The organism is Cognatundibacterium jejuense, assembly GCF_014284255.1.
GTDB lineage: Bacteria > Pseudomonadota > Gammaproteobacteria > Burkholderiales > Burkholderiaceae_D > Undibacterium > Undibacterium jejuense.
This window is the reverse complement of record NZ_JACOFV010000005.1, coordinates 84,741-111,544: the sequence shown is the minus strand read 5'-3', so window position 1 is coordinate 111,544 and position 26,804 is coordinate 84,741. Positions and strand designations below refer to the sequence as shown.

General features: G+C 47.6%; 22 protein-coding genes. 14 read left to right on the top strand and 8 right to left on the bottom strand.

The window, feature by feature from the left end; all coding sequences use genetic code 11:
- Window positions 1–148: 148 nt before the first annotated feature.
- The 4 genes from H8K32_RS07130 to H8K32_RS07115 all read right to left on the bottom strand — a co-directional run bounded on the left by H8K32_RS07130 (window position 149) and on the right by H8K32_RS07115 (window position 5,372).
- Window positions 149–1,252: a 2-aminoethylphosphonate--pyruvate transaminase gene (locus tag H8K32_RS07130; RefSeq protein WP_186911793.1), complete on the bottom strand. Its 1,104-nt coding sequence runs from the start codon at window positions 1,250–1,252 to the stop codon at window positions 149–151.
- Between the two features lie 62 nt (window positions 1,253–1,314).
- Window positions 1,315–3,048: a putative 2-aminoethylphosphonate ABC transporter permease subunit gene (locus H8K32_RS07125; protein WP_246447179.1), complete on the bottom strand. Its 1,734-nt coding sequence runs from the start codon at window positions 3,046–3,048 to the stop codon at window positions 1,315–1,317.
- A complete protein-coding gene (locus H8K32_RS07120; RefSeq protein WP_222613040.1) occupies window positions 3,045–4,172 on the bottom strand; it encodes a putative 2-aminoethylphosphonate ABC transporter ATP-binding protein in 1,128 nt (375 codons plus the stop codon). Before H8K32_RS07120 ends, H8K32_RS07125 begins: the two co-directional genes overlap by 4 nt.
- A 153-nt stretch (window positions 4,173–4,325) precedes the next feature.
- A complete protein-coding gene (locus tag H8K32_RS07115; RefSeq protein WP_186911791.1) occupies window positions 4,326–5,372 on the bottom strand; it encodes a putative 2-aminoethylphosphonate ABC transporter substrate-binding protein in 1,047 nt (348 codons plus the stop codon).
- 240 nt (window positions 5,373–5,612) lie between these two features.
- Here H8K32_RS07115 and H8K32_RS07110 point away from each other — a divergent pair, with 240 nt between their 5' ends.
- From H8K32_RS07110 to H8K32_RS07085, 6 genes are all read left to right on the top strand, one after another.
- Window positions 5,613–6,299, top strand: a complete 687-nt coding sequence (locus H8K32_RS07110) for a phosphonate utilization associated transcriptional regulator (protein ID WP_186911790.1) — start codon at window positions 5,613–5,615, stop codon at window positions 6,297–6,299.
- Window positions 6,300–6,385: 86 nt separating this feature from the next.
- Window positions 6,386–7,618, top strand: a complete 1,233-nt coding sequence (gene phnA, locus H8K32_RS07105; protein ID WP_186911789.1) for a phosphonoacetate hydrolase — start codon at window positions 6,386–6,388, stop codon at window positions 7,616–7,618.
- A gap of 134 nt (window positions 7,619–7,752) precedes the next feature.
- Window positions 7,753–9,165, top strand: a complete 1,413-nt coding sequence (phnY, locus tag H8K32_RS07100) for a phosphonoacetaldehyde dehydrogenase (RefSeq protein WP_246447193.1) — start codon at window positions 7,753–7,755, stop codon at window positions 9,163–9,165.
- The gene (locus H8K32_RS07095; protein WP_186911787.1) at window positions 9,162–9,755 is read left to right on the top strand and encodes a phosphonate degradation HD-domain oxygenase; all 594 of its coding nucleotides are present in this window, start codon (window positions 9,162–9,164) and stop codon (window positions 9,753–9,755) included. Before phnY ends, H8K32_RS07095 begins: the two co-directional genes overlap by 4 nt.
- Window positions 9,756–9,801: 46 nt before the next feature.
- Window positions 9,802–11,190 carry an FAD-dependent oxidoreductase gene (locus tag H8K32_RS07090; RefSeq protein WP_186911786.1) on the top strand — a complete coding sequence of 463 codons (1,389 nt, stop codon included), beginning with the start codon at window positions 9,802–9,804 and terminating at the stop codon, window positions 11,188–11,190.
- 84 nt (window positions 11,191–11,274) lie between these two features.
- Entirely contained in the window at window positions 11,275–11,604 is a 330-nt protein-coding gene (locus H8K32_RS07085) for a hypothetical protein (protein ID WP_186911785.1), read from the top strand.
- 104 nt (window positions 11,605–11,708) lie between these two features.
- On the opposite strand, the gene H8K32_RS07080 is transcribed toward H8K32_RS07085, so the two are convergent.
- A complete protein-coding gene (locus H8K32_RS07080) occupies window positions 11,709–13,514 on the bottom strand; it encodes a DUF885 domain-containing protein (RefSeq protein WP_186911784.1) in 1,806 nt (601 codons plus the stop codon).
- Between the two features lie 264 nt (window positions 13,515–13,778).
- Here H8K32_RS07080 and H8K32_RS07075 point away from each other — a divergent pair, with 264 nt between their 5' ends.
- From H8K32_RS07075 to H8K32_RS07040, 8 genes are all read left to right on the top strand, one after another.
- Window positions 13,779–14,915: a methyltransferase gene (locus H8K32_RS07075; protein ID WP_186911783.1), complete on the top strand. Its 1,137-nt coding sequence runs from the start codon at window positions 13,779–13,781 to the stop codon at window positions 14,913–14,915.
- A 108-nt stretch (window positions 14,916–15,023) separates the two neighbouring features.
- On the top strand, window positions 15,024–15,236 hold the full coding sequence (locus H8K32_RS07070) for a hypothetical protein (protein WP_186911782.1): 213 nt from the start codon (window positions 15,024–15,026) through the stop codon (window positions 15,234–15,236).
- Window positions 15,237–15,513: 277 nt separating this feature from the next.
- Window positions 15,514–16,494 (top strand): bifunctional riboflavin kinase/FAD synthetase, encoded by a 981-nt coding sequence (locus H8K32_RS07065; RefSeq protein WP_186911781.1) that lies wholly within the window; start codon window positions 15,514–15,516, stop codon window positions 16,492–16,494.
- Between the two features lie 50 nt (window positions 16,495–16,544).
- Window positions 16,545–19,415, top strand: a complete 2,871-nt coding sequence (gene ileS / locus H8K32_RS07060) for an isoleucine--tRNA ligase (RefSeq protein WP_186911780.1) — start codon at window positions 16,545–16,547, stop codon at window positions 19,413–19,415.
- A gap of 158 nt (window positions 19,416–19,573) precedes the next feature.
- Window positions 19,574–20,110, top strand: coding sequence for a signal peptidase II (lspA, locus tag H8K32_RS07055; protein ID WP_186911779.1), 537 nt, complete (start codon window positions 19,574–19,576; stop codon window positions 20,108–20,110).
- Between the two features lie 18 nt (window positions 20,111–20,128).
- Window positions 20,129–21,331: a bifunctional phosphopantothenoylcysteine decarboxylase/phosphopantothenate--cysteine ligase CoaBC gene (coaBC, locus tag H8K32_RS07050; RefSeq protein WP_186911910.1), complete on the top strand. Its 1,203-nt coding sequence runs from the start codon at window positions 20,129–20,131 to the stop codon at window positions 21,329–21,331.
- Window positions 21,332–21,392: 61 nt separating this feature from the next.
- Complete coding sequence (dut, locus tag H8K32_RS07045; RefSeq protein ID WP_186911778.1) at window positions 21,393–21,842, top strand: dUTP diphosphatase; 450 nt, start codon at window positions 21,393–21,395, stop codon at window positions 21,840–21,842.
- 193 nt (window positions 21,843–22,035) lie between these two features.
- Window positions 22,036–23,703, top strand: a complete 1,668-nt coding sequence (locus H8K32_RS07040) for a SulP family inorganic anion transporter (RefSeq protein ID WP_186911777.1) — start codon at window positions 22,036–22,038, stop codon at window positions 23,701–23,703.
- A 75-nt stretch (window positions 23,704–23,778) separates the two neighbouring features.
- Here H8K32_RS07040 and H8K32_RS07035 read toward each other — a convergent pair whose 3' ends face one another.
- From H8K32_RS07035 to clpS, 3 genes are all read right to left on the bottom strand, one after another.
- On the bottom strand, window positions 23,779–24,057 hold the full coding sequence (locus H8K32_RS07035; protein ID WP_186911776.1) for a hypothetical protein: 279 nt from the start codon (window positions 24,055–24,057) through the stop codon (window positions 23,779–23,781).
- A 74-nt stretch (window positions 24,058–24,131) separates the two neighbouring features.
- On the bottom strand, window positions 24,132–26,432 hold the full coding sequence (gene clpA, locus H8K32_RS07030) for an ATP-dependent Clp protease ATP-binding subunit ClpA (protein ID WP_186911775.1): 2,301 nt from the start codon (window positions 26,430–26,432) through the stop codon (window positions 24,132–24,134).
- On the bottom strand, window positions 26,429–26,737 hold the full coding sequence (clpS, locus tag H8K32_RS07025; RefSeq protein ID WP_186911774.1) for an ATP-dependent Clp protease adapter ClpS: 309 nt from the start codon (window positions 26,735–26,737) through the stop codon (window positions 26,429–26,431). The genes clpA and clpS overlap by 4 nt, the downstream gene beginning before the upstream one ends.
- Window positions 26,738–26,804 lie beyond the last annotated feature (67 nt).

Genomic DNA, 26,804 nt, shown 5'->3' with positions numbered 1-26,804 from the left:
CAAAGAAAAGTAAGTGGCTGCCAGGCCACCCCCGGCTTGGCCCTACAAAGTGCGATCATTTTAGATATTTTTACATATTAAAAGTGACGCATTAGGGACGATATTAGTAGAGCCCTGGATCGCAGTATCTATAAATTTCCCAAAACTTTTACACCATTTCCGCTAACGCATCCTTCATCGCATGAATCGCCGAACGCATTTCTTGTGTCCCGATCGCACCGATGCAGCCAACCCGGAACGTCTCAGCCTGCGTTAATTTACCCGGATACAACACAAAACCTTTGCTACGCACAGTCTCATAGAACGTTTTGAAATCATATTTCGCATTCACCGGTGCATGCACAGTCACGATGATCGGTGCCTGAATTTCTGGTTTTAAAAAAGATTGCAATCCCAACTCTTCCAGACCTGCCATCAACGTTTGATAGTTATTGGTATAACGCTGCAATCGCGCAGCTTGACCACCTTCGGCTTCGAACTGATTCAACGCAGTATGTAATGCCACCAAAATGTGCGTCGGTGGAGTAAAGCGCCATTGCGTCGTTTTTTCCATATACACCCATTGATCGTACAGATCGAGTGACAGGGATGTGGAATGGCCAGCACATTTTTCTAAAACGGATTTTCTGACAAGTACAAAACCCATACCCGGTGGGCCCTCAATACATTTTCCACTTGCAGCAATGACCGCATCAAATTGGATTTTTTTCGCGTCTATTTCTAATGCACCAAAGGAGCTCATAGCATCTAGAATCAAACCCTTACCGTGGCGCGCGACAACGTCAGCGATTTCTTCCAGCGGATTCAGAATACCGGTACTTGTTTCGCAATGGATCAAACCCACGTGCGTGATAGAGCTGTCAGCCGCAAGCAAACGTTCTACATCCTCTGCGGTCGTCGGTACGTCTTCTGGAGTTTCGAAAACACTGACGCGGCGTCCCATCATTTCGGTCAGACGCGCCATGCGCTTACCATACGCACCATTGATCAGGACCAGCACATGTCCGTCACGAGGCACCAATGTGTTGATTGCTGCTTCTACAGAAAACGTGCCACTGCCTTGCATAGGAACGCAAACATGAGTTTCTTCACCATGAATAATTTTTAATAATTGCTGTCTGACTTTTGCAGTCACGGCATTGAAAGCGGCATCCCATGATCCCCAGTCACGCAACATGGCACTTTTGGTTTGCAATGACGTGGTCAAAGGCCCTGGTGTTAATAAGACTGGATCGCGACTGACTAAACTCATATTCATTCTCCTAACTATGCAATTTCTGTTTTCAAAATATTTTTAACATTTCTTGTTAATGCTTATTCAGTCCGCCATGCTTGCGTTTTCTTCAGAAGAACGCGGGTCAGCAACGCATATAACAAGCACACCACCACGGAAGTCAACACAATCAAGGTTGCCATCGCAGCAGCCGGCCCGACATCGCCTGCCTCTTCCAGATCAAGAATAGCGACCGATGCCAGCGTCGTATCCGGTGAATACAAAAACACCACCGCGGATACAGTCGTCATCGCATTCACAAAGAAGTAACGTGCAATATCCAAAATCGCCGGCAAACATACCGGCACGGTTACGCGGAAAAAAGTCTTGTACAGGGGCACTTTCAACGATGCCGACACCGCTTCAAATTCATTGTCAATCGACTTCAACGCTGTTACTGCCGTCAAATGACTAGACGTGTAGTAATGGATGATCGTCGAAATTACCAATATGCTCATCGTGTGATACACCATATTTAAGGGATTCTGCGGATGATTAAAAAAGAAGATATAACCAAGACCCAATACCAGACCCGGCACGCCCATAGGCAACACTGCAAGCAGACGGATCGCAGAACGCAGGCCTTCAGCGCCCTTGGTTTTTTCCATAATGTAAGCTGAGATAAATACCGTCGCCACACCACCCACTGCTGCTAAGCCTGCCATCTTCAAACTATTGAAATAGGCTTCTAAGATGCCGCCTTCCACCAGACCATATTTATAATGATCCAAACTCATCGTCAGGTTATAAGGCCACAGTTTGATGAAGGAGCTATAAACCGCCATGCCCAATACAGCCACCAGATAAACCGCAATCACGCTGCAATACAAAAACATTAATGTATCGAACAGTGGACGCTTTTTTGGCACAAAGGCTTTTGCGCGCACTGACATGTGCGCTTGTAATTTTTTGCGTATTCTTAAATCAATCGCAAACGCAAATAAGGCTGGCGTCAATAACAACAAACTAACTACCGCGCTTTTATTAAAATCTTGCTGACCAATTGCCAGCTGATAGACGTCGATGGCCAGTACATTGAAGTTACCGCCAATCACTTTAGGCACACCGAAATCATTAAAGGTGTAGGTAAACACCACCAGTGCTGCACTGATCAAGCCATATTTAGCACCAGGTAAAGTAATCGTAACAAATCGACGCCAGCGACTCGTCCCCAATGATGATGCGACTTCATACAAACGTCCGTCTACCAGACTCAAGGCAGTCAATAAGATCATCAAAGCATGCGGGAAAACGCCATAAAATTCACTGAGCACAATACCAAACGGTCCGTAGATAGAAACGCCACCTAACCAGTCTTTCAAAATACCTTGATTGCCAAACCACTGTATCAATGAAATGCCAGCCAATAAAGAGGGCGCCAAAATCGGAATTAAGGCGATCGTGCGAAACATTGATTTACCGGGCATACGACTGCGAGTTAAACCGTAGGCGAACATAAACGCAGCAGGAATCACCAATACTGTGACGGTGGTTGCAACAAACAAGGTGTGTAGCACCGAAGAACGCAAGGATTTATTCGCAAAATAGGTCGTAAATTGTTGCAAGCCAACAAAAGCACCTTCTTTATCCTGAAAGCTTTTGAGAAGAATAATAGCGACCGGAAACAACAAGAATACGACCAAGCCGCCGCAAATCAACAGCAACAGAGTCTGCACCCATCTGTCGGTTGGCTGAACGTGAGCACGCATCGCTTCAGTCGCTTTCGCATGGCGTTGGTTGGCAACTGGCAAAGGCAAACTTCCTGATCGACTCATGCGGCCTCCGCATTGACGGCGCTCGCCTCTTTTGTCACGGGAAATATTCTCGCTTTGGCAGGCACCAATTCAAGAAAGATCTTAGTACCGGCTTTTAAGTCATTTTGATGCACTTCGCTCAAAGGTATGGCAGCAGTGACCGATTGTTTATCCAGACCTTCCACCTCAATACAGGCGTGACAATAAGCGCCTAGAAATTCCATTTTCGTGATGGTGCCGCGTGGCCGTTCGGCACTAGAGGGCTGGCTTGGTTGATCGCGATGAACAACGATATCTTCTGGTCGCAAGTACACTTTAACGGCTTGACCGGCAACAAATTTATCACCCCATACCGGACAATCAAATTCCAAAATACCAATGCGGAAGCGCCCCGCACCCAAGGCGGTAGCGCGCAAGACATTCACTTTACCCACAAAGGAGGCAACAAACTGTGTGCGTGGTTGCAAATAAATCTGTTCTGGCGTGCCAATTTGCTCGATCACGCCGTGATTCATAACAACGATGCGATCTGCCATAGTCAAGGCTTCTTCCTGATCATGCGTCACCATAATCGTTGTCACACCAAGACGCTGCTGTAACTGGCGAATTTCTGTGCGCAAACGAACACGTTCCAACGCATCCAGCGCAGACAAAGGTTCATCCAACAACAATAAACCGGGCGACATCGCCAGCGCACGTGCCAGTGCAATACGTTGCTGCTGACCGCCGGATAATTGCCCAGGATATTTATCACCACTATCTGGCAAGCCTGCCAATTGCAATAATTCTGTCACGCGGGCTTTAATTACCGACGAAGATTGACGGCGGTTGACCAGACCATAGGCAATATTTTCAGCAATGCTCAAATTAGGAAACAGCGCATAGGATTGAAACACAATGCCGTAATCACGTTTTACTGGTTTAACAAAGGAAATATCTTTCCCTTTTTGAATAATCTGCCCCTGATTTTGTGTTTCCAAACCGGCAATAATACGGAGCAAAGTTGTCTTTCCACATCCAGATGGGCCAAGAAAGCAAACGAATTCGCCCTCAGCGATATGAAGATTGATGTCGTTCAGAGCATTGAAATGACCGAATGATTTGGAAATACCTTTGAGTACCAGATAATCAGCGCTGTGTTCCATGAATTTTTTTCTTTGTTTTTGATGCCTTGGCATCAGCTGCGATGAAATTACTACCGGACTTTGCCTTAGCAGAAAAATCCGGTATCAAACAAAAGCGATGAATGTCTCAGAAAATACAGCAGATCTTCGACATTCATTCATTTAAAACTGGTATTAAGGCTTAGGCTCTGCCTTGCTGTTATAACGGTTGTTCCACTCGGTCAAAATACGTTCACGGTTTTTTGCTGCCCAGTTGAAGTCATTTTTCACCAGCAATTTTTCGTAACCGTCAGGAATACCTTCCAATTTTTTCGCCAGACCTGGGTAAGCAACAATTGCCCACCAATTAGTACTAATTTGATTGGATTCTTTGCTTGCCATCCAATCCGCCAGCTTTTGCGCTGCATCCAGGTTTTTAGTGCTCTTCATGATGCCGGTTGCTTCGATATCCCAGCCCAAGCCTTCTTTAGGAAAAATCATTTCAATCGGGGCACCACTACGCATGACTTGATGCGCACGGAATTCAAAGGAAATACCAATTGGGAATTCGCCAGAACCAGCTTGTTTGCATGGCTTAGAACCAGAATGCGTGTACTGTGCAATGTTTGCATGCAAGCCATCCATGTATTTCCAACCGGCTGTTTCACCCATGTTTTGCAGCCATGCACTCACGTCCAGATAGCCAGTGCCACTGGAAGCTGGATGCGGCATACTGATTTTGCCTTTGTAGATAGGATTGAGCAGATCTTTCCAGCTTTCTGGCTTTGGCAGGTTTTGTTTTTTTGCTTCTACTGTATTGAAGCAAATTGCCGCACCCCATACGTCCATACCAACCCATGATGGTGGTTGCGCGCTGTCAGAGTAAGCTGCTGTCAATTCTTTGAAGCCTTTTGGTTGGTACGGTGTCAGCATACCCTCTTGTTTCAACAGCACCAGGCTCGTTGCCGCCAGACCCAACACGACGTCTGCTTGCGGATTATTTTTTTCCGCCAGCAGTTTGGAAGTCACTACACCGGTGGAATCACGTACCCAGCGAATTTCAATATTTGGGTAGGCTTTTTCGAATCCGTCTTTATATAACTTCATCGCATCGGTTTCGATAGCGGTATAGACCAGCAAAGTTGCTTTGTTGTCTGCGTGTGCAACGCCAGACATTAACATTGATCCTGCAACCAGCGTAGCAGAACACATTTTCAAAAAAAGCTTACGTGAAGGGTTCATCGCGATTCTCTTTCCTGTCATATAAAAAATTATTGGTTATCTTTGCAAACCAGAAATTGGGTTACCAGACACCACGTTTTCGTGCGCCATCAACTCGTTTTTAATGCAACAACAACGGACGAATAGTAGGTTTGATTTATGACAGGATCATTACATTGTAGATTGTATTTTGTATTTTGTTGACAATCTGAATGGGCATGATTTAAAGTACGAACATCGACAAAACCAATCATTGACGTCATGCAAAAAACCACAAAACCTACCGCACTCATACAACAAGCCTCACTCTCTACTCTGGCGCAAATTGAAATTGAACGCATGATACTGGCGGGTGAAATCAGTGCTGGCACCAAACTCAATGAAGCATCGCTGGCAGAAATGCTGGGCGTTTCACGCGGCCCGGTTCGCGAAGCATTTCGCTCATTAGAAGAAACAGGCTTGGTCAGACAAGAAAAAAATTGTGGCGTTTATGTACGCCAAATTTCTATTGAAGAAGCCGATGATATTTACGAGATTCGTGAAGCGCTGGATGAATTAGTTGGTCGTAAATTAGCCAAGACAATTACTCCTGTGCAGCTCAAAGAGTTACGCGGTATGGTCGACAAGATGGAAAAATTGGCTGAAAAGAAAAATGTCTCATCCTACTCTTTACTGAATCTGGAATTCCATGACGTGCTTGTGAAGATGACTGGCAACGAAAAATTACTAACCACCTATCGCCGTCTGGTCAAAGAATTAAACCTCTATCGTAGAAATTCTTTGGAACAACAAGGCACCTTGCCAATTTCTATCCACGAACACAGAGAAATCGTTGAATTAATTGCCGCTGGCAATGCTGATGCTGCCGGCAATATGATGCGCCAGCACGTGATCGATAGTCGTCAACGTATGCATAAATCACATCAAGCTATCAATGTCGTGAATTAAGAAGAACGCGACGCTCCATAACGTGGCGCTTCCATTCATTCATCCCACATTCTTTAAAAACAGTTGCATCAACCTGTAGGAATTTTATGTCAGTAAAAGAAATCAGCGTCAATGGTCGTAGCTACCAATGGATGCAGCAGCCAGTAGTGATCGTTTGCATAGACGGTTGCGAGCAGGAATACATCAATCAAGCAATACAAGCGGGGGTTGCGCCTTTTTTTAAAAAAATGGGTGAACAAGGCACCGTATTGATGGGCGATTGCGTAGTACCAAGCTTTACCAACCCGAATAACCTGTCAATCGTGACCGGGGTTCCTCCTTCAGTACACGGCATCTGCGGCAACTATTTCCTGGACACCGAAACCAATACTGAAGTCATGATGAATGATGCCAAGTATTTGCGCGCCGAAACGGTATTATCAGCGTTCTCCAAAGCTGGCGCTAAATTAGCTGTGGTCACTGCCAAAGATAAATTGCGTAGTTTGCTCGGTCACCACATGCAAGGTATTTGCTTCTCTGCTGAAAAAGCTGATCAGGCAACACTTTCAGAGAATGGCATAGAAAACGTACTCGAATTAGTCGGCATGGGCTTGCCATCAGTGTACAGCGCAGAATTATCAGAATTCGTCTTTGCGGCTGGCGTCAAACTACTAGAAAAAGAACGCCCGGATCTGATGTACTTATCCACTACCGATTACATCCAGCATAAGTATGCACCGGGCACACCAGGCGCCAATGCATTTTACGCGATGATGGATCACTATCTGAGTCTGCTTGACAGTCTTGGCGCAGTCATTGCGGTGACAGCTGATCACGGCATGAATGCCAAGACAGATGCTTGTGGAAACGCCAATGTCATCTATTTGCAAGACCAAATGGATACGCACTTTGGCGCTGGTAGCACACGCGTCATTTTGCCGATTACTGATCCTTATGTGGTGCATCATGGCGCGCTCGGTTCGTATGCCACAATTTACGTCAATGACCAATCTCAGGCTGACCACATTTTGCAGTATCTGCATCGCATGCAAGATTTAGAAGCCGTATTGACACGCGCTGAGGCCAGTGCTCGTTTTGAGTTGCCAGCAGATCGCATCGGCGATCTGGTAGTGGTCAGCCAACGTCTGGTCGTTTTAGGTACCAGCCGTCATCGTCATGATTTATCAGAACTCAAACTCCCATTGCGCTCACATGGCGGTATTTCTGAGCAAGCTGTACCAGTGATGTTGAATCGCAAAACCAAGGCGCTCCCCGACAATCACCGTTTGCGCAATTTTGACGTATTGCATCTGGCGTTGAATTTGGTTGAGAACACTTAACGCATTAGAACACCAGGCCTGAAATGCCTGGTGTTTTCATTTTCCCGGAGAGTAGTGTGAAGTTAATTCAAGATTTTAAGGCAATCTTAGTAGCAGCCCAACATGGACAGCCCGCATCGGCTTTACATCAGCCTATGCGCGTTGCTGGCAAACTGGTCGATAACGACAGACGTATCGAGGTTTACAACCCTTACACCAATGCCTTATTAGGAACCATCGCCAAAGCGACGGTAGAAGATGTACGCAGCGTATTTCATCAGGCAAAGACCTACAAATCCACATTAACACGTTATCAACGCAATCAAATTTTGCTACGTGCTAGCCAGTTGTTACGTGAACATGCCGATATCATTTCCGATTTGATCACGGCTGAATCCGGTCTCTGCAAAAAAGATACGATGTATGAAGTAGGACGCGCCTGCGATGTGTTCTTGTTTGCCGCAAACCAGGCGCTGGTCGATGATGGCCAGGTGTTTTCCTGTGATCTGACGCCACATGGAAAACAACGTAAGGTATTTACTTTGCGTGAGCCCTTACTGGGCGCGATATCTGCAATTACACCATTCAACCATCCATTGAATCAAGTTGCGCATAAGGTCGCTCCATCAATTGCGACCAATAATCGCATGGTGTTAAAACCTTCCGAAAAGACACCATTTTCTGCGCTCTTACTTGCTGATATCTTGTATGAAGCAGGTTTGCCGCCAGAGATGTTTTCTGTCATCACTGGCGACCCGCGTGAAATCGCCGATGAGATGTTGATCAATGCCGATATGGATCTGGTGACCTTTACCGGTGGTGTACAAATCGGTAAATACATCGCTGGCAAAGCCGTCTACAAACGTCAGGTATTGGAATTAGGTGGCAATGACCCATTGATCGTGATGGAAGATGCAGATCTGGAAGAAGCGACAACACTGGCGGTATCGGGCTCTTATAAAAATTCTGGCCAACGCTGCACTGCAGTCAAGCGCATGATCGTGCATGAAGCGGTTGCTGATGAGTTTGTCCGCTTGCTTACTGAAAAAACGAAGGCGATCAAATACGGCAACCCGATGAATGGCAACACAGACATGGGTACGGTGATTGATGAAGCTGCAGCGATCAGTTTTGAACAAAAGGTAAATGATGCGATTAAGTGTGGAGCACAACTCATTGTTGGCAACATCCGCGAAGGCGCATTGTACTCACCAACCGTCTTAGATCATGTACCTTACGATTGCACTTTAGTGGCAGAAGAAACGTTTGGCCCCGTATCGCCTGTGATCCGTTGCAGAGATATTGACGATGCAATCCGCATTTCTAACTCGACGCCATACGGTTTGTCATCCGCTGTTTGCACCAACCGACTCGACTACATCACCCGCTTTGTCGCTGAGCTGGAAGTGGGCACCGTCAACGTGCGCGAAGTACCAGGTTATCGCCTTGAATTGACGCCGTTTGGTGGCATCAAGGATTCCGGCCTTGGTTACAAAGAAGGTGTTTTAGAAGCGATGAAAAGCTTCTGTAATACCAAAACTTACTCTTTGCCGTGGGATGGAAAATGACGCAGGCATCCAACGTCAACATTACCGACATCATCGCACTATTTGAGCGTCGCGGTGACGAACAATATGACGGCGAACCCGTCACGCAATTACAGCACGCATTGCAATCTGCGGCGCTAGCAGAAGAAGCTGGCGCCAGCGATGAATTAATCGTTGCTGCCTTATTACACGACATTGGGCATTTATTGCACGATATCGGCCCTACGCCCACCAGCTTTGGCAAGGACGATGTACACCAATACCGTTGTTTGCCCTACATGGGCTTTTTGTTTGGTGACGCGGTTCTGGAACCAATTAAATTACACGTCGACGCCAAGCGTTATTTATGCGCCGTCGAACCTGCCTATTACGACAGTTTATCTGCAGACTCTAAGCGCAGCCTGGCTTTGCAAGGCGGCGTTTTCAATCCAGAACAAGCGGATGAGTTTATCAACCGAGCATTTGCAGCAGATGCAATCGCACTTCGCCGCTGGGACGATGCCGCAAAGTCTGCGACAAAGCAAACTCCGGATTTTATCTACTTCGCCACGCACATGAAAAATGCTGAACTGATTCATCGTCAATCTGACGCACATCGACAAACGGCCTAAATTAAAGAACTAAAGAACTAAAGAAATAAAGAGAAGAATAAATCTCATGCGACCATTCTGGATAGAACAAGCCTTAATGCAAGACGGAGAACTCGCTCCCGCCTTACAAGGAAAGCATACTAGCGACATTTGCATCATCGGCGGCGGCTTTACTGGTTTGTGGACAGCCATTCAAACCAAGCAACAAAATCCCGCTCTCAGCATTAGCGTCCTGGAGCAAGACTTATGTGGCGCAGGCGCCAGCGGCCGCAATGGCGGCTGCGTGCTCACATGGTCAGCGAAATTTTTTACATTGCTTCGCTTATTTGGTGAAGCAGAAGCTGTACGCCTGGTGAAAACATCGGAAGATGCAGTCCAACACATTGCCGATTTCTGCCGTGACCAAGGCATCAATGCAGATTTTCGCATGGACGGTACGCTCTATACCGCGACCAATGCTGCGCAAGCAGGTAGCATGGATGCGGTGATGCAGGCGTTGAATAGCGTTGGACTAGATTCATATCGCCATTTACCGCCAGAAGAAGTCGCCAAACGCAGCGGTTCGACATTGAATATACAAGGTGTTTTTTCGCCTTACGCCGCCACGGTGGACCCTGGCAAACTGGTTCGTGGGTTACGCAAAGTGGCGCTCAATATGGGCATTGCCATTTTTGAGCGCACACCGATGATATCCTTCACACCGGGTTCTACGGTGACTATCCAGACACCTGCTGGTGTCATGCAAGCCGGAAAAATGGTGCTGGCAATGAACGCCTGGATGGCGAGTTTTTTCCCGCAATTTGAGCGCAGTATCGCGGTGGTGTCGAGCGACATGATCATTACCGAGAAATGTCCTGAGCTGTTAACGCAAATTGGCCTGACGAATGGTATTTCAGTGTTGGACTCCAGAACCTTTGTCTACTACTACCGCAATACGAGCGACGGACGTTTGATGCTCGGCAAAGGTGGCAATACCTTTGCATGGCGCAATCAAATTGCCCCTGCATTTGATCGCCCTTCTGCCTACCAAGATCAATTGACGCAGAGCCTGCATCGCTTCTTCCCGGCATTACAAGATGTGCCCGTGGCGGCAAGCTGGAATGGCCCCTCCGACCGCTCCGCGACTGGATTTCCATTTTTTGGCAAACTCCATGGTGCCGAGAATATTTTTTACGGTTTTGGCTATTCAGGTAATGGTGTAGGCCCCAGCTATATGGGCGGGCAGATTTTGTCTTCACTCCTGCTGGAACAAGACAACGCCTGGACCCGTAGCCCATTGGTTAAAGGGCCGCTCGGCCACTTTCCCCCTGAACCCCTACGCTATATCGGCGCCCACGTCGTGCGTAATGCGATTCGGCGTAAGGAGCAAGCAGAAGACGACAATCGCCAGCCTTGGATGATAGATAAATTACTAAGTCGCTTTGCCAATGCGGCAGGGAAAGCGGATAAGGGGTGAGGTTTTTGAAGTTGTAGAACGGGGCAACGTGCGCGGCTCGCACGGCGTATTGATTCGTCGGGTTGCGCGTCTTACGAATCGATCGTGATCGTTGCAATATCGCTTTTGCCCGTCACCGCTTTAGACAAAGCAATTTGTGCTTCACAGAAAATGGAAAAGAAAGCGTCGCTGTCTGAGCGTAGCGAGTTTCGACGCTTTCCCATTTTTTGTGATGCACAAATTGTGCCGACACGCAGTGACGGCACCCGCAGGGCAAAGTCTCAGCGTCGCCTTTCTTTTGCTTACTTTGCTTTGGCGAAGCAAAGAAAAGTAAGTGGCTGCCGGGCCACCCCCGGCTTGGCGCCACGAAGAGTGATCGCATTACCTATTAAAAACGACGCAAAAATGAGGAAACAAAAAGGACATCAGCACTGACTTGGATAGCAGTATCTACCAAACAAGAGTCGAATAATCCCCTCTGCCGCAAGCGGGAGAAAGATTCAACAGCTGGCAATATGTCGCTTTGCTTGTTTAAATAATTACTTCGCTTCCCCACTCAACATCATATTTTTAATCATCCCCACCGGAGCACTACCATAGCTCAAGAACTGCTCATGGAATTGCTTCAGCTTGAACTTCTCGCCCTGCTGTCTTTTCAGCTGCTCACGCAAATCAAGGATTTCACTGAATCCGCTGAAATAACTCGCCAATTGCACCGATGAATATTGCACACGCTGCCATTTGCCATCAGCCTCGGCCTGCGTCTGGAAAGCCTGATTAATTAACAAATCTTTGGCTTCGGCTTCGCTCATCCCCAACACATGCACGCTGTAATCGAGGATGGTATTGCAGACGGTACGCAAGTTCCATTTGTAATACATCAGCCACATTTCTGGTGAATTTTCACCATAGCCAGATTCCAGCATCATGCGTTCACTATAGACCGCCCAGCCTTCGATCATGGCACCATTACCAAACAAGGTTTTGATCACAGAAGGTGATTGATTGGCGTGTTGTAATTGCGTGTAGTGACCTGGAATCGCTTCATGGATACATAAAATCTGCAATACCCAGTGATTATATTCACGCAACGTACTTTCTATTTTTTCCCCTGACTGCCCATCAAATGGCGTCACATTAAAATAGGTGTTGTCGTGCGGACGGAAAATGCCCGGTGCTTCGATTGAGGCAATGGTGACGCCGCGTTCGTATTCTGGTGTTTCACGAACGATCAATGGCTTCTTGCTATCGAGCGCTAACAGATCGTGATCTTTGATCCATTTTTCCAACACCGGCAATTGCTGGCGGATCGCCGGAAATAGGTCTTCACCTTTGATATGTTGTTCCGATAATTTCGCAATCACCATCGCAATTTTTTTAGCACGATCTTCTGGCTTAGGCTGATCTCCCATGGTTTTAGTCCACAGCTGATCGGCCAGCTTCTCCATATTGCGGTGGGCTTCATCTTTTGCGGCCAGTGCGCGTTGATAAGTTTGTTCTGCGGTCAATGACGAGCGTATATCGGCTTTGAATTTGCCTTCATATAAGTCTTTGCCGATACGGAAAGAGCGCGCGGTTTCTGGTGTCAGATTTTTTGCGGTATCTGTTAAAAATGCGACGTAATCATTCACGGCATCACGTGCGTTTTTTAAACCAGAACTCAAAGCTTGTTTCTCATGTGCCGTCAATTTCTCTTTCGCGGCAGCCTTCTCTAATTCCGATAACAGAGAAATCGCGCCAGCACTTTGACGTATCGCGAGCTGTGTGTGCTCCATCGTTGGCGCATGGATAGTCGCTTTCGCTGCTGCATAATACGCAGGAACAGCTTGTAGACGCTGTATAGCAATTTTGACGCGCTTAGATTTAGGCGCAAAATCGGTATTCAGAATGGCATCAAAACCACCGGCAATATTGTGCTGAGTAGGATTCCACTCGAACTCGCGGAACTGGGTAAGGTACCAACGAGTCCCTTCGAGGTAGTTACGCATCAGTACCAAATCGGTTTGTTCATTGACGGGCAATGACTTCACATCCACTTTATCCAGGCGGCTTAACCAAAGATCAGCAAATGCCAGATATTGATCGCGACCTGCCTGATCGGGGATAACCAGACGAGCTGCATCGGTATACTTACCCGCTGCCATTGCCATGTCAGGATCTTGCTTCCACAGTGCATTCAAAAATTCTTGCTTTATTGCCACAAAAGCTTTTGCTTCTTTTGTAGTTGACGCTGACGTTAACACTGACGCATCTGGTTTCGCGGTGCTTTGAGCAAAACTCACAGAAGTAATCAATGAAGAAGAAATCAAAGCAGCAATGGCTGCACGATGGAAATGTTTTTGCATGGTTGTCCAGAAATTGTGGGATGCCTGATTAAAAAATTCGTAGGAACAGAGTACGAATAGATGTCGAGTGGGAGCCTAACATATGCTCAAAAAGAGCAAAATCCCTTTAGGTATAAACAATTTATTATTCGGTAATACGGGCAGATTTTTGTCAAAGTCCTGCCTTATCGCTCAAATTCCGGCGATTTCTTTGTTACACTCCGTGCTTAATTAAGAACATCACCCAACTCGCCACGCAAATCCGGCGACTACCATAAGAAAATCATGAATTCCCCCTCCCCGCAATTGCACTGGATAGAAAACGACGAAGCCCGCTCATGCCGCTGGCATGCTGAAAATGGCGCACCGCCGCCAAAACGCGTGCAGATCGCGGATGACAGGATGAACACGGAAACCGCTTACAAATTGGCGTGTGAGGGTACGGCATTGTTATGGCGTGGTGATTTTCATAACGGTAAGCAATTATTGCAATCGCTGGCACGCCGTATTGAAAAAAAACCTGCTAACAAGAAAGCCAAAGTACCGACTAGCGCCAGCGAGGCCTTTCACTTGCACCGGCAAGCACAATCACAGCGCGCCCGCGTACTGGCGATGGTGCTGATACCTTTTGAAGCCGATTACAGCATTTCTTTACGCCGTGCACCGGACGTCAAACTCGCGTGCGCTGAAGTGTATGGCGAGCCCAAAGATGCGTTCGTTGCATCTTTACGTGAGTTGTTGGGTTTGATTGGTGCGCATGAGTGGCGTAAAAATGGCGTGACGATTAAAGCACTGGACGCAAAAATTCATCCTTATTACGGCGTGTTTTCACCGGTACGTGGTGAATACATTGATTTGCTCGCAAAAGCACCCTTGCCTTCGACTGAGCTTGCTTTTGATATCGGCGTTGGTACTGGTGTTTTGTCAGCCGTACTGGCGAAGCGTGGTGTCAAAAAAATTATTGCTACCGATCAAGACCTGCGCGCGCTTTCCTGCGCCAAAGAGAATTTAGACAATCTCGGCTATAGCGAACAAGTTACTTTGCAGGAAGCTGACTTATTTCCAGCAGGTCGAGCTCCATTGGTCGTATGTAACCCGCCCTGGGTGCCTGCACGTCCCAACTCACCGATAGAATATGCGGTGTATGACCCCGAAAGTCATATGTTGAAAAGCTTTTTAGCTGGCGTTGCTGACCATATGGAACCACATGGCGAAGCCTGGCTGATCATGTCGGACTTTGCACAACATTTAGGCTTACGTACTGCAGAAGAGTTTTTCAGCTGGATTGATGCAGGTGGCCTGACGGTGATTGGCAAGCTGGACATCAGACCGCAGCATCCAAAATCGACCGATGCGACAGACCCCTTGCATGCAGCGCGGGTCAAAGAAGTGACTTCACTCTGGCGTCTAAAACTGAAGTAATGCTTTAAAATTGAGCCTTATTGAACCTTATTGAACCTTATTGAGCTTTACTTACTGGCGCAGTCGATCATTTTTGCGCCAGCTATTTTTATTTTGAATTGATTTACCATGAACAAACCATCCCGTATCCTGACCTTTAAATGCAAAAAATGCAGTAAATCCGTCCAGGTGTTTTTGCAAAAAGTGTCCGCCTGCACACATATTCAACCCTACCAAGGCATTTGCACCTGTGGCGAAGTGATGAAACATGCCACCGGCAATAAAGACGCGGTAGAGTCGTTTCTGAGTTCTGATAGCGTCACCTGGTCTCACCATCACTGATGGTTGATATTACTGCTAAATTTTCGACATTCTTTTGTAAATTCAACACTTAATATCGCTTTTTCGTTGCTAAAAATCAGGGCAAAGGCGAATGAGGCCTTCATAAACCCATCGATCTAAACCCATCGATCACAGTCTCATTTGCGGCGACATCCACACGGATATGCGCACACCAAGGATGAGAATGCGGTTTTTAAAGCCGAATTGCAGCCCAAACGGGGCTATTCAGAGCGAAAGCATTTATAATCTACCGCTTTGCAGCAGTTTTCTGGAAACAATGAAGGTATTTCGCGGACTCCCCAATGCAGCCTCCCGTGCCCCCTGTGCACTGGCGATAGGCAATTTTGACGGTGTACATCTGGGGCACCAGACTTTGCTCGCCCATTTACGCGCTGCAGCGGACCGTCTGGGGTTGGAATCGGCGGTGATGACCTTCGAGCCGCATCCACGTGCTTTTTTTGCAAAACTGGCTGGTAACCTCGCATTAGCACCAACCCGCATCGCCAATCTGCGTGATAATTTGTCATCTTTAAGAAAAGCCGGTGTTGATCGGGTGATCGTCGAGCATTTCAACGCGCATTTCGCTTCTTTGACACCGCAAGAATTCATCCAACAAGTGTTGGTCGATGGCTTGCATGTGAAATGGCTGATGGTAGGCGAGGATTTTTGCTTTGGCGCCAAACGTGCTGGCAATATCAAAACCCTGGAAGAAGCTGGGAAACAATACGGCTTTGAAGTAGTTACCTTGCCTGCGGTACAAAACAAAGGCGTCAGAATTTCTTCGTCTGCCGTGCGTGCTGCATTGGCTGCTGGTGATTTTAGCGAAGCGAATGACTTACTTGGCCACCCTTACCGGATTTCCGGGCATGTGGTTCATGGCCAAAAGCTGGGACGCACAATAGGTTTTCCTACGCTCAATTTGCGCATTGCACATCATCGCCCTGCGTTGACGGGTATTTTCATCGTGCAAGTACATGGATTGTCTGACCAGCCTCTGCCAGCAGTCGCCAGTCTGGGCGTACGCCCTACCGTCGATGATAGCGGACGCGTGTTGCTGGAAACCCATGTCTTTGACTATCAAGGCAATGTCTATGGCAAAGTCGTGCAAATCGAGTTCTTACAGAAATTGCGCGATGAAGAAAAATACAGCGATCTGGCGACCTTAACAGCAGCGATCGATAACGATGCCGCACAAGCGCGTGCTTATTTCGCGGCGACCGCCCGCATTCCGGCCAGCAACGCCACCGACCGAATTTGAAGAAACACACTGCGGTTTCTTCTCCCTCTATTTTTTAAAGAAAATTCATCATGTCTGAAAATAAAACAGCCAAAGCTGCGAACAAATACCCGGTCAATATGACCGAAACACCTTTCCCTATGCGTGGCGATCTGGCTAAACGTGAGCCAAAATGGGTCAAAGAATGGCAAGAAAAAAATATCTACCAACGTATTCGCAAAGCCAGTGCTGGCCGTCCAAAATTTATTCTGCACGACGGCCCACCGTACGCCAATGGTGATATCCACATCGGCCACGCAGTGAACAAGATTTTAAAAGACATGATCATCAAAGCACGCAGCATGGCTGGCTTTGACGCACCGTACGTACCAGGCTGGGATTGCCACGGTATGCCGATCGAGATCCAGATCGAAAAACTGTTCGGTAAAAATCTGCCAGTCAATGAAGTGCAGTCCAAAGCACGTGCGTATGCCGAAGAACAGATCCTCCGTCAAAAAGCTGACTTCATCCGTCTGGGTGTATTGGGTGAATGGGACAATCCATATAAAACCATGAACTTCAGCAATGAAGCGGATGAATTACGCGCACTCGGTCAATTGCTGGAAAAAGGTTATGTGTATCGCGGTTTAAAACCAGTCAATTGGTGTTTTGACTGCGGCTCCGCCTTGGCGGAAGCGGAAGTGGAATACGAAAACAAACGTGATCCATCGATCGACGTGGGTTTTCCATTTGCTGAACACGACAAGCTGGCAGTAGCGTTCAAATTAGACAAACTGCCGCATGACAAGGGTTTCTGCGTGATCTGGACCACGACACCGTGGACCATCCCGTCAAACCAGGCGTTGAACATGCATCCCGAAATCACCTATGCGCTGGTAGAAACCACGCGTGATGGCGCGCCTTTGTTGTTGATCATGGCGCAAGATCTGGTTGAAAGCAGCCTGACGAAATATGAACTCGAAGGCAAAGTCATTGCGACCTGCCTCGGCGCGGCTTTATCTGAAATCAAATTCAAACATCCTTTTGCAGCATTGGATGCGGGCTACGATCGTTTTTCTCCGGTCTACATGGGCGACTACGTGACGCTCGACAGCGGTACCGGCGTCGTTCACTCGGCACCAGCCTACGGTATAGAAGATTTCCAATCATGCAAAGCGCATGGTATGAAAGACGATGACATCATCGCGCCAGTAATGGGTGATGGTAAGTTTGCGTCTACACTGCCTTTCTTCGCCGGCATGACAATCTGGGAAGCATCCAAGCCAATTTGCGATAAATTACGCGAAGCGGGTGCCTTATTCTCATTGAAAATGTTTGACCACAGCTACATGCACTGCTGGCGTCATAAAACACCGATCATCTATCGCGCGACATCACAATGGTTCGCGAGTATGGACAACATCCCTAACGATGGGGCAACCAGCTTGCGTGAAACTGCGCTCAAAGCGATTGATGAAACTGCCTTCTTCCCAAGCTGGGGTAAAGCGCGCTTGCACGGCATGATCGCGAATCGTCCTGACTGGACTTTGTCGCGTCAGCGTCAATGGGGTGTACCGATGGCCTTCTTCTTACATAAAGAAACCGGCCAATTACATCCACGCACACCAGAATTGCTGGAAATCATCGCTAAACGTATCGAAGTCGAAGGCATAGAAGCCTGGCATAAAATCGAAGCCGCCGATTTATTAGGCGATGAAGCGCCGATGTATGTCAAAAACCGCGATACGTTGGACGTCTGGTTTGATTCTGGTGTGACGCACAAAACCGTTCTGCGCGGCTCACATAAAGCGCAATCTGCTTACCCGGCCGATCTGTATCTGGAAGGTTCTGACCAACATCGCGGCTGGTTCCATTCGTCATTGCTGACCGCATCGATGTTAGACGGTCATGCGCCTTACAAAGCGTTGCTGACACACGGTTTTGTGGTCGATGGAGAAGGCAAAAAGATGTCCAAATCCAAGGGCAATGTCGTCGCGCCACAAAAGATTTCTGACACATTGGGCGCTGACATCCTGCGCTTGTGGGTTGCGTCTACGGATTACTCCGGCGAATTGTCGATCTCTGATGAAATTTTAAAGCGCGTTACGGAATCGTATCGTCGTATCCGTAATACTTTGCGTTTCTTGTTAGCGAACACCTCTGACTTCGATATCAACAAAGATGCGGTAGCGATTGCGGACATGCTGGAAATTGATCGCTATGCGATTGCGAACATGGCCGTATTGCAAACCCAAGTACTTGCTCACTACCAACAGTTTGAGTTCCATCCTGTGGTCAGCAAGCTGCAATCGTATTGCTCCGAAGATCTGGGTGGCTTTTACCTCGATATTCTGAAAGATCGTTTGTATACCAGCGGTACCACATCAACTGCGCGACGCTCTGCACAAACGGCAATCTGGCATATCACCCAAGCTTTGTTGCGTCTGATGGCACCAATATTGTCATTCACTGCCGAAGAAGCATGGCAATTCTTTGCCACTGCCGAGGAATACAGCGCCAGCGATGAAACCATCTTCACGCAAACTTACTATACATTGCCTATGCCTGAGATTGAAGCAAGCATAGCATTGCTGGAAAAATTCGCGGCCTTGCGCGCCGTCCGTAACGACGTGACCAAACAATTGGAAGAAGTACGCGTTGCTGGTGGCATTGGTTCATCCCTGCAAGCCGAGGTTGTAATCAAAGCCAGTGGTGCGAAGTTTGAGGTATTGAACAGCTTTGCCGATGATCTGAAATTCGCTTTGATTACATCGGCGGCAAACGTTGAACAAGTCGCCGATGAGGCAGCAGAAACGGTCGTTGTTACGCCGTCTAAGTACGAAAAATGCGAGCGTTGCTGGCATTATCGTGCGGATGTCGGTAGCCACGCAGAACACACCGGTTTATGTGGTCGTTGTGTAAGCAATTTGTTTGGTGCAGGCGAAACACGTCGCTTTGCCTGATTGTTTTAGATTTATCTGGTAAGCCCCAAATTGTCATCTGAGAAAAGACCGGACTCCAGCCCGGTCTTTTCTATTAATGATACGATCAAAGCAAATAGCACAAGTGCAAGTACACGCAAAAGCACATTTAGCGATTCACCTCTTTTTAATTAAAACTCATGGCAACTAAAAAACGTTCTAATTTTTCAGCAGGCTCTAACTCTTCACGCTCTTCCGGATCGTCCGGCTCTTCATTGATACCTTGGTTAGGCTTGGCTGCGATAGTGATTCTGCTCGATCAGGTCAGCAAAATCACCATCACCAAATTATTCGCCTATGCTGAGTCCATGAGCGTCACTTCGTTTTTTAATCTAGTGTTGGTATATAACAAAGGCGCGGCATTTAGTTTTCTGGCGGCGGAATCTGGTTGGCAGCGTTATGTCTTCACGGCCCTCGGTTTGATTGCTTCAGCATACATCATCTTTTTGTTGAGCCGCCATAGCAGCCAGAAGTTGTTTTGCTGGGCATTAACATTGATTATGGGCGGTGCTTTGGGTAATGTGATTGACCGTTTGATGTATGGTCATGTGATTGATTTTCTGGATTTCCATTATCAGGACATCTATCACTTCCCGGCCTTTAATCTGGCTGACAGCGCTATTGTGTTGGGTGCCGGATTATTTATTCTAGATGAATTGCGCCGCGTAAAAAAATAAGGGGTCGGCATCATGAATCTGCGTCTGGCTGGAAAAAAAATCGTTCTCGGTCTCACTGGTGGCGTCGCCTGCTATAAGGTCGCCGAACTGACCCGCGCGTTAGGCAAAGCCGGTGCGTCAGTGCAAGTAGTGATGACAAATGCGGCAACGCAATTTATTACGACTGTCACCATGCAGGCCTTGTCCGGTAATACGGTCTACACCGATCAATGGGATGCGCGGATCCACAACAACATGCCGCACATCGATCTGACGCGTGATGCCGATGCGATTGTGATCGCACCGTGCAGTACCGACTTCATGTTCAAACTTGCGCATGGCGCATGTGATGACTTGCTCTCTACTTTATGTGTTGCGCGTCCAGCCCATGTACCTTTGCTGATCGCGCCAGCGATGAATGTAGAAATGTGGCAAAACCCCGCCACCCAACGCAACGTAGCCCAAATCAAAGCAGATGGAATACGAGTGATGGGCCCCGGCTCAGGCGATCAGGCTTGTGGCGAAACCGGTATGGGACGCATGTTAGAGCCGGAGCAACTACTCACTGAGATCATTGCTTCGTTTCAGTCCAAGTCTTTGGCAGGTAAGCACGTGCTAATTACCGCAGGCCCCACCTTTGAACCTATCGATCCGGTACGAGGCATCACCAATTTATCGTCTGGCAAAATGGGCTATGCGATTGCACAAGCGGCATGGGAAGCAGGTGCCAAAGTTACCTTGATATCCGGACCAACCGCTCTCGCGCAACCGTATGGCGTGCAACGTGTGAACGTGCAAACGGCCCAGCAAATGCATGATGCCGTAATGAGCGCTTTAAAAGCACAAGTGCAGGATGTCTTCATCGCTGTTGCTGCGGTGGCTGACTGGCGCGTCGCGAATGCCAGCGATCAAAAAATTAAAAAGACCAGTGACAGCGACACACCGCAATTAGAATTTGCGCAAAATCCAGATATTCTGGCGCTGGTCGCGGCACTACCAAATGCACCGTATTGCGTTGGCTTTGCCGCTGAATCAGAAAATTTATTGCAGTACGGTGCTGCCAAACGCATCAAGAAAAACATTCCATTATTGGTGGGCAATATCGGCCACCACACTTTTGGCAAAGATGACAATGAACTGGTGTTATTCGACGCCCACGGTCATGCTGAATTGGGACGCGCAGACAAACAAACGCTGGCGACAAAATTGGTGTCTGAGCTAGCGATCCGTTTAAAAAACTAATACTCCTTGGCATCGCTAATTGCAATGCCACATCTATTCCCAAAGCACAGTCTGAATAAATATGAAAAAAATCGACCTCAAAATCCTTGATCCACGTATGCAAGACCAATTGCCAGCCTATGGCACACCTGGAAGTGCGGGTCTTGATTTGCGCGCTTGTATCGACGAAGCAATCACCATCAAACCAGGTGAAACCGTTTTAATTCCAACCGGTTTAGCCATCCACATTGGCGATCCAGCTTATGCAGCAATGATCTTGCCACGCAGCGGCATGGGTCATAAACACGGTATCGTGTTAGGCAATCTGGTTGGTCTGATCGATTCTGACTACCAAGGACAATTGATGGTATCGACCTGGAACCGTGGTCAAAACGATTTTGTCTTAAACCCGATGGAACGTCTGGCGCAGTTAATCATCGTTCCGGTATTGCAAGTCGGTTTCAATATCGTTGAAGAGTTCGGTGACAGCGAACGCGGTGAAGGTGGTTTTGGTAGCACTGGTAAACATTAATCTCTCGCTTTTAGAGATACTCCCCTTATTTTTTTAAAATCTTTACGTCTTCCCAAAGAATGATATAGACACTTAAAAAGTACTCATGGGGAGTATAAAAAAATTTGAGCACTAACACACTGATGATGGGCTGAAAGTAAGATACTGAAACGCCCACTTCATTTGTTTGATGCACTGCCAAAAAGGTAAAAGCATGGAATTCAGATGGTCCGGACTCCGGCTACAAATGCCGAAATTCAGCACCCAGGACATAATTGCAGGCCTTTCCATTGCGGGCTTATTGTTACCCGAAGCGGTAGCCTATTCCAGTATCGGCAACTTACCGCCACAGGCTGGCGTACTCGCACTATTTGCGGGTTTGCTCTGCTACGGGTTGCTAGGTAGCAGTCGTTTTGCCATTGTATCAGCGACCTCCTCTTCTGCTGCCGTGATGGCAGCTGCCACCGCATCGATGGCTAATGGCGATCCACAACATCGCATGGCACTGGCATTTGGTCTGATCATACTAAGCGGGATCTTCTTTGTTCTGGCCAGCCTTGCAAAGATAGGCAGTGTTTCAGAATTTGTCGCCAAACCCGTTTTACGCGGTTTTGCGTTTGCGCTGGCGCTAACGATTACCATCAAACAATTTTCTAAAATCGTCGACGTGCATTCTACGGAAACTAACTTTCTGTATTACGTCGCTGATATCGGTTCACAATTTGTCATTTGGAATGTTAATGGCATCCTGGTAGGACTTGTCGCGCTGGTGATGCTATTTAGCTTGGCACGTTTTCCAAAAATACCGGGTGGACTGATAACGATCGCCTGCGGTATTGCAGCTGGAAAATTTCTGCATCTCGAACAATATGGCATCCACTTGGTTGGCAGTATGCAATTGCAATTACCCACACCCGGCCTTCCGCCACTGGCGCATCATGAATGGGCCAGACTGGGTGAGTTAGCACTAGCGATGGTCATGATTTTGTATGCCGAATCGTATAGTTCAATTCGCACCTATGCTCTAAAGCATGGCGACCAGACTTCTGCTAATCGCGATCTGTTTGCATTCGGCATCAGTAATATCGTTTCCGGGCTCTTTCACGGCATGCCTGTTGGGGCTGGCTATTCCGCAACCTCTGCCAATGAAGCGGCGGGGGCACAATCAAAACTAGCGGGCTTGTGCGCAGCTTTAACGGTCTTGGTGATGGTTTGGACCCTGCTCCCCTTAATAGAGCTTATTCCCGAACCGGTATTGGCAGCCATCGTTATTCATGCAGTCTCACACTCTTTAAGTTTGTACGCCTTTAAACCATATATGGTCTGGCGTAGGGATGTGATTGTGGTGTTCGTGGCGATTGCTGGCGTGATCGTACTCGGCGTGCTGGATGGTTTGTTGACCGCCATCGCAATCAGTATTGCGCTAATGCTACGCCGGATCGCCAACGCCAACGTGACAGTGCTTGGACGCTTGGGGAGCAGCCATGACTTTGTCAGCATGCAAAATCATCCGGAGGCGAAGTCAGTGCCAGGGGTTATCATTTTCCGTCCTGAAACACCGATGTTCTTTGCTAACGCTGAACGTATCACGACAGAAATACGGCATGGCATCGCAGCGGCAGACAACAGCGTCCACAGCTTCATCGTCAGTCTTGAAGAGTCGTATGACCTCGATAGCTCCAGTCTTCAAGCCTTAGCAGATCTATCGAATCTCATTGCAAGTCAACATCGCCAATTATTTTTTGCCAGACTCAAAGATCAAGTACAGGACATCCTCGATCAAGGCGTCGCTATTGGTTTAATGCCCGCGTATTCTTCTGGCATCAGCGTGGATGACACGGTGGCAATGGCAAACAAACCATCCGCCGCAGTGACGACCTGATAAAGACGAGGTCAGTCACTACATAAAAGATGAAAAAAATCCCTGTAGAAACTACGGGGATTTTTTATATTACGCTCATTTTCTAGCCTTACGACTACGACCAGCAGATTCTCGTAAGATGGTGTAACTCCATTCATCTTCGTGCTGTCCGGCCTCAATCGCGACCCGAACCCGGAACACATCACTTTCACCTTTGATTCTGCGTCCGATACCGATGTGTTTTTTTGTCACATCCCTTCTATCGTACACATCAACCTCTACCTCTTTCCCCTCCAGAGCAGCAGGCGAAAGCACCGAGTCTATGGTCTTAGGCGTGTATTCCAGTACATACAACGGTAGTATCAGACTAGCCATTTTTCCTCCGCAGCACGAAAACGTTTTGTTTTAACGACGAAATACTCAGACAGCTACTCTCTCTTGAAATGAACTTACTCCACTTCGACAATTTCTTGAGACGCCTCAGGAGGGGCAGCATCACCTTCAGAGAACTCTAACTTAATTAGATCCTTCTCGTCCAGATCAACGATCACGCGACCACCAGAAACCAGCTTACCAAACAACAGTTCATCAGCCAGCGCCTTACGGATCATGTCCTGAATCAGGCGTGCCATAGGACGCGCGCCCATCAATGGATCAAAACCTTTTTTCGCCAGGAATTTACGCAAATTATCGGTAAAGGTAGCTTCAACTTTCTTCTCATGCAACTGTTCTTCCAGTTGCATCAGGAACTTGTCGACCACACGTAAGATAATTTCTTCGTCCAATGGGCGGAAACTGATAATGGCATCCAGACGATTGCGGAATTCAGGCGTGAACATACGCTTAATATCCGCCATTTCGTCGCCGGCTTCCTTACTGTCGTTGAAGCCGATTGATCGTTTCTGCAAGCTTTCTGCACCCGCATTCGTGGTCATGATGATGATCACATTGCGGAAGTCAGATTTACGACCATTGTTATCGGTCAATGTGCCGTGATCCATCACCTGCAACAAGATGTTAAATACATCTGGATGGGCTTTTTCAATTTCGTCGAGCAACAAGACTGCATGCGGCTTCTTGGTAATCGCTTCGGTCAGCAAACCACCTTGATCAAAGCCAACATAACCAGGAGGCGCACCGATCAAACGGCTCACCGCATGGCGTTCCATGTATTCGGACATATCGAAGCGAATCAACTCGATACCCAAGGTAAAGGCGAGCTGTTTAGCGACTTCCGTTTTACCAACGCCAGTCGGACCAGAGAACAAGAAGGAACCAATCGGCTTATCCGTTTTACCCAAACCAGCACGCGCCATCTTGATGGCAGACGCCAAAGCATCAATCGCAGGCTCCTGTCCAAAGACCACATTTTTGAGGTCGCGATCAATCGTCTGCAACTTGCTGCGATCATCCTGATTAACAGTCTGTGGCGGAATACGTGCAATCTTGGAGATGATGTCTTCGATATCGGCCTTACCAATTGTTTTCTTTTGCTTGGACTTTGGCAAAATACGCTGTGCAGCACCCGCTTCATCAATCACATCAATCGCTTTATCTGGCAAATGACGATCATTGATAAAGCGCGCCGACAACTCTGCAGCGGTCGTCAAGGCAGACGCGGAATACTTCACATTGTGATGCTCTTCAAACTTAGACTTCAAGCCGCGCAAAATTTGCACGGTTTGTTCTACCGTTGGCTCATTCACATCTATTTTCTGGAAACGACGTGACAGAGCATGATCTTTTTCAAACACACCACGGTATTCGGTGTAAGTGGTCGCACCGATGCATTTCAATTGTCCGCTGGACAAAGCCGGTTTCAACAGATTTGACGCATCCAGTGTCCCGCCAGAAGCTGAACCAGCACCGATAATGGTGTGGATTTCATCGATGAATAAAATACCGTTAGGCGTATCTTTCAATTGCTTGAGTACACCTTTGAGGCGCAACTCAAAATCACCGCGATATTTGGTACCAGCCAGCAACGCTCCCATATCGAGTGAATATACGACGGCGGTTTGCAAAATTTCTGGCACGTCACCTTCGGTAATACGCAACGCCAGACCTTCCGCAATCGCGGTTTTACCAACACCCGCTTCACCAACTAACAACGGATTATTTTTACGGCGACGGCATAAAATTTGAATCACGCGCTCCACTTCACTGTCGCGACCAATCAACGGATCGATCTTACCCTCTGCCGCTTGCTTGTTCAGATTTTGGGTAAATTGGTCGAGTGGACTTTCTTTGGATTGCACGTCAGCATGACCCTCTTCACCACCCTCAGGCGACTTTTGTGGCTCATTCAGATTGTCTTTACGCACACCATGCGAAATGAAGTTGACCACGTCAAGGCGCGTTACGCCTTGTTGGTGCAGGTAATACACAGCATGCGAATCTTTTTCTCCAAAGATCGCCACGAGAACATTGGCGCCAGTGACTTCCTTCTTACCATTAGAAGAAGACTGTACGTGCATAATCGCACGCTGGATAACCCGCTGGAAGCCAAGCGTAGGCTGGGTATCCACCTCGTTAGTACCAGAAACCGTAGGGGTGTTATCGGTAATAAAATTACCAAGTGTTTTGCGCAAATCATCAATATTGACCGCGCAAGCCCGCATCACCTCTGCTGCCGAGGGATTATCAAGCAATGCGAGCAACAAATGCTCAACAGTGATGAATTCATAACGAGCTTGTCTGGCCTCAACAAAGGCCATGTGCAAACTGACTTCTAATTCTTGCGCAATCATACTTCCTCCATCACACATTGCAGGGGATGTCCTGCCTTACGAGCGTGTGTCAAAACGAGTTCAACTTTAGTCAGTGCAATATCTTTAGAATATACGCCACATACACCTTTACCGTCCCGGTGAACTTTAAGCATGATCTGCATTGCAGTCTCACGGTCTTTGTTAAAGTATTCCTGGACAATCGCGACGACAAACTCCATAGGAGTATAGTCATCGTTTAATAAAATTACCTGGTACATCGATGGTGGCTTAAGCTTTTGCGCCTGCCGCTCCAATATCGTACCGTTTTCATGCTTAGTTCCCATACGTCTATTCTAGTACGTTGATTCAATCCAGAGGCAAATAATAAGCGAATAAAAGCACCTTATTTCA

Excerpts from the sequence above, each read along its gene's own strand:
- H8K32_RS07130 (WP_186911793.1), bottom strand. The coding sequence starts at position 1,252 with ATGAGTTTAGTCAGTCGCGATCCAGTCTTATTAACACCAGGGCCTTTG.
- H8K32_RS07125 (WP_246447179.1), bottom strand. The coding sequence starts at position 3,048 with ATGAGTCGATCAGGAAGTTTGCCTTTGCCAGTTGCCAACCAACGCCAT.
- H8K32_RS07120 (WP_222613040.1), bottom strand. The coding sequence starts at position 4,172 with ATGGAACACAGCGCTGATTATCTGGTACTCAAAGGTATTTCCAAATCA.
- H8K32_RS07115 (WP_186911791.1), bottom strand. The coding sequence starts at position 5,372 with ATGAACCCTTCACGTAAGCTTTTTTTGAAAATGTGTTCTGCTACGCTG.
- H8K32_RS07110 (WP_186911790.1), top strand. The coding sequence starts at position 5,613 with ATGCAAAAAACCACAAAACCTACCGCACTCATACAACAAGCCTCACTC.
- phnA (WP_186911789.1), top strand. The coding sequence starts at position 6,386 with ATGTCAGTAAAAGAAATCAGCGTCAATGGTCGTAGCTACCAATGGATG.
- phnY (WP_246447193.1), top strand. The coding sequence starts at position 7,753 with ATGCGCGTTGCTGGCAAACTGGTCGATAACGACAGACGTATCGAGGTT.
- H8K32_RS07095 (WP_186911787.1), top strand. The coding sequence starts at position 9,162 with ATGACGCAGGCATCCAACGTCAACATTACCGACATCATCGCACTATTT.
- H8K32_RS07090 (WP_186911786.1), top strand. The coding sequence starts at position 9,802 with ATGCGACCATTCTGGATAGAACAAGCCTTAATGCAAGACGGAGAACTC.
- H8K32_RS07080 (WP_186911784.1), bottom strand. The coding sequence starts at position 13,514 with ATGCAAAAACATTTCCATCGTGCAGCCATTGCTGCTTTGATTTCTTCT.
- H8K32_RS07075 (WP_186911783.1), top strand. The coding sequence starts at position 13,779 with ATGAATTCCCCCTCCCCGCAATTGCACTGGATAGAAAACGACGAAGCC.
- H8K32_RS07070 (WP_186911782.1), top strand. The coding sequence starts at position 15,024 with ATGAACAAACCATCCCGTATCCTGACCTTTAAATGCAAAAAATGCAGT.
- H8K32_RS07065 (WP_186911781.1), top strand. The coding sequence starts at position 15,514 with ATGAAGGTATTTCGCGGACTCCCCAATGCAGCCTCCCGTGCCCCCTGT.
- ileS (WP_186911780.1), top strand. The coding sequence starts at position 16,545 with ATGTCTGAAAATAAAACAGCCAAAGCTGCGAACAAATACCCGGTCAAT.
- lspA (WP_186911779.1), top strand. The coding sequence starts at position 19,574 with ATGGCAACTAAAAAACGTTCTAATTTTTCAGCAGGCTCTAACTCTTCA.
- dut (WP_186911778.1), top strand. The coding sequence starts at position 21,393 with ATGAAAAAAATCGACCTCAAAATCCTTGATCCACGTATGCAAGACCAA.
- H8K32_RS07040 (WP_186911777.1), top strand. The coding sequence starts at position 22,036 with ATGGAATTCAGATGGTCCGGACTCCGGCTACAAATGCCGAAATTCAGC.
- H8K32_RS07035 (WP_186911776.1), bottom strand. The coding sequence starts at position 24,057 with ATGGCTAGTCTGATACTACCGTTGTATGTACTGGAATACACGCCTAAG.
- clpA (WP_186911775.1), bottom strand. The coding sequence starts at position 26,432 with ATGATTGCGCAAGAATTAGAAGTCAGTTTGCACATGGCCTTTGTTGAG.
- clpS (WP_186911774.1), bottom strand. The coding sequence starts at position 26,737 with ATGGGAACTAAGCATGAAAACGGTACGATATTGGAGCGGCAGGCGCAA.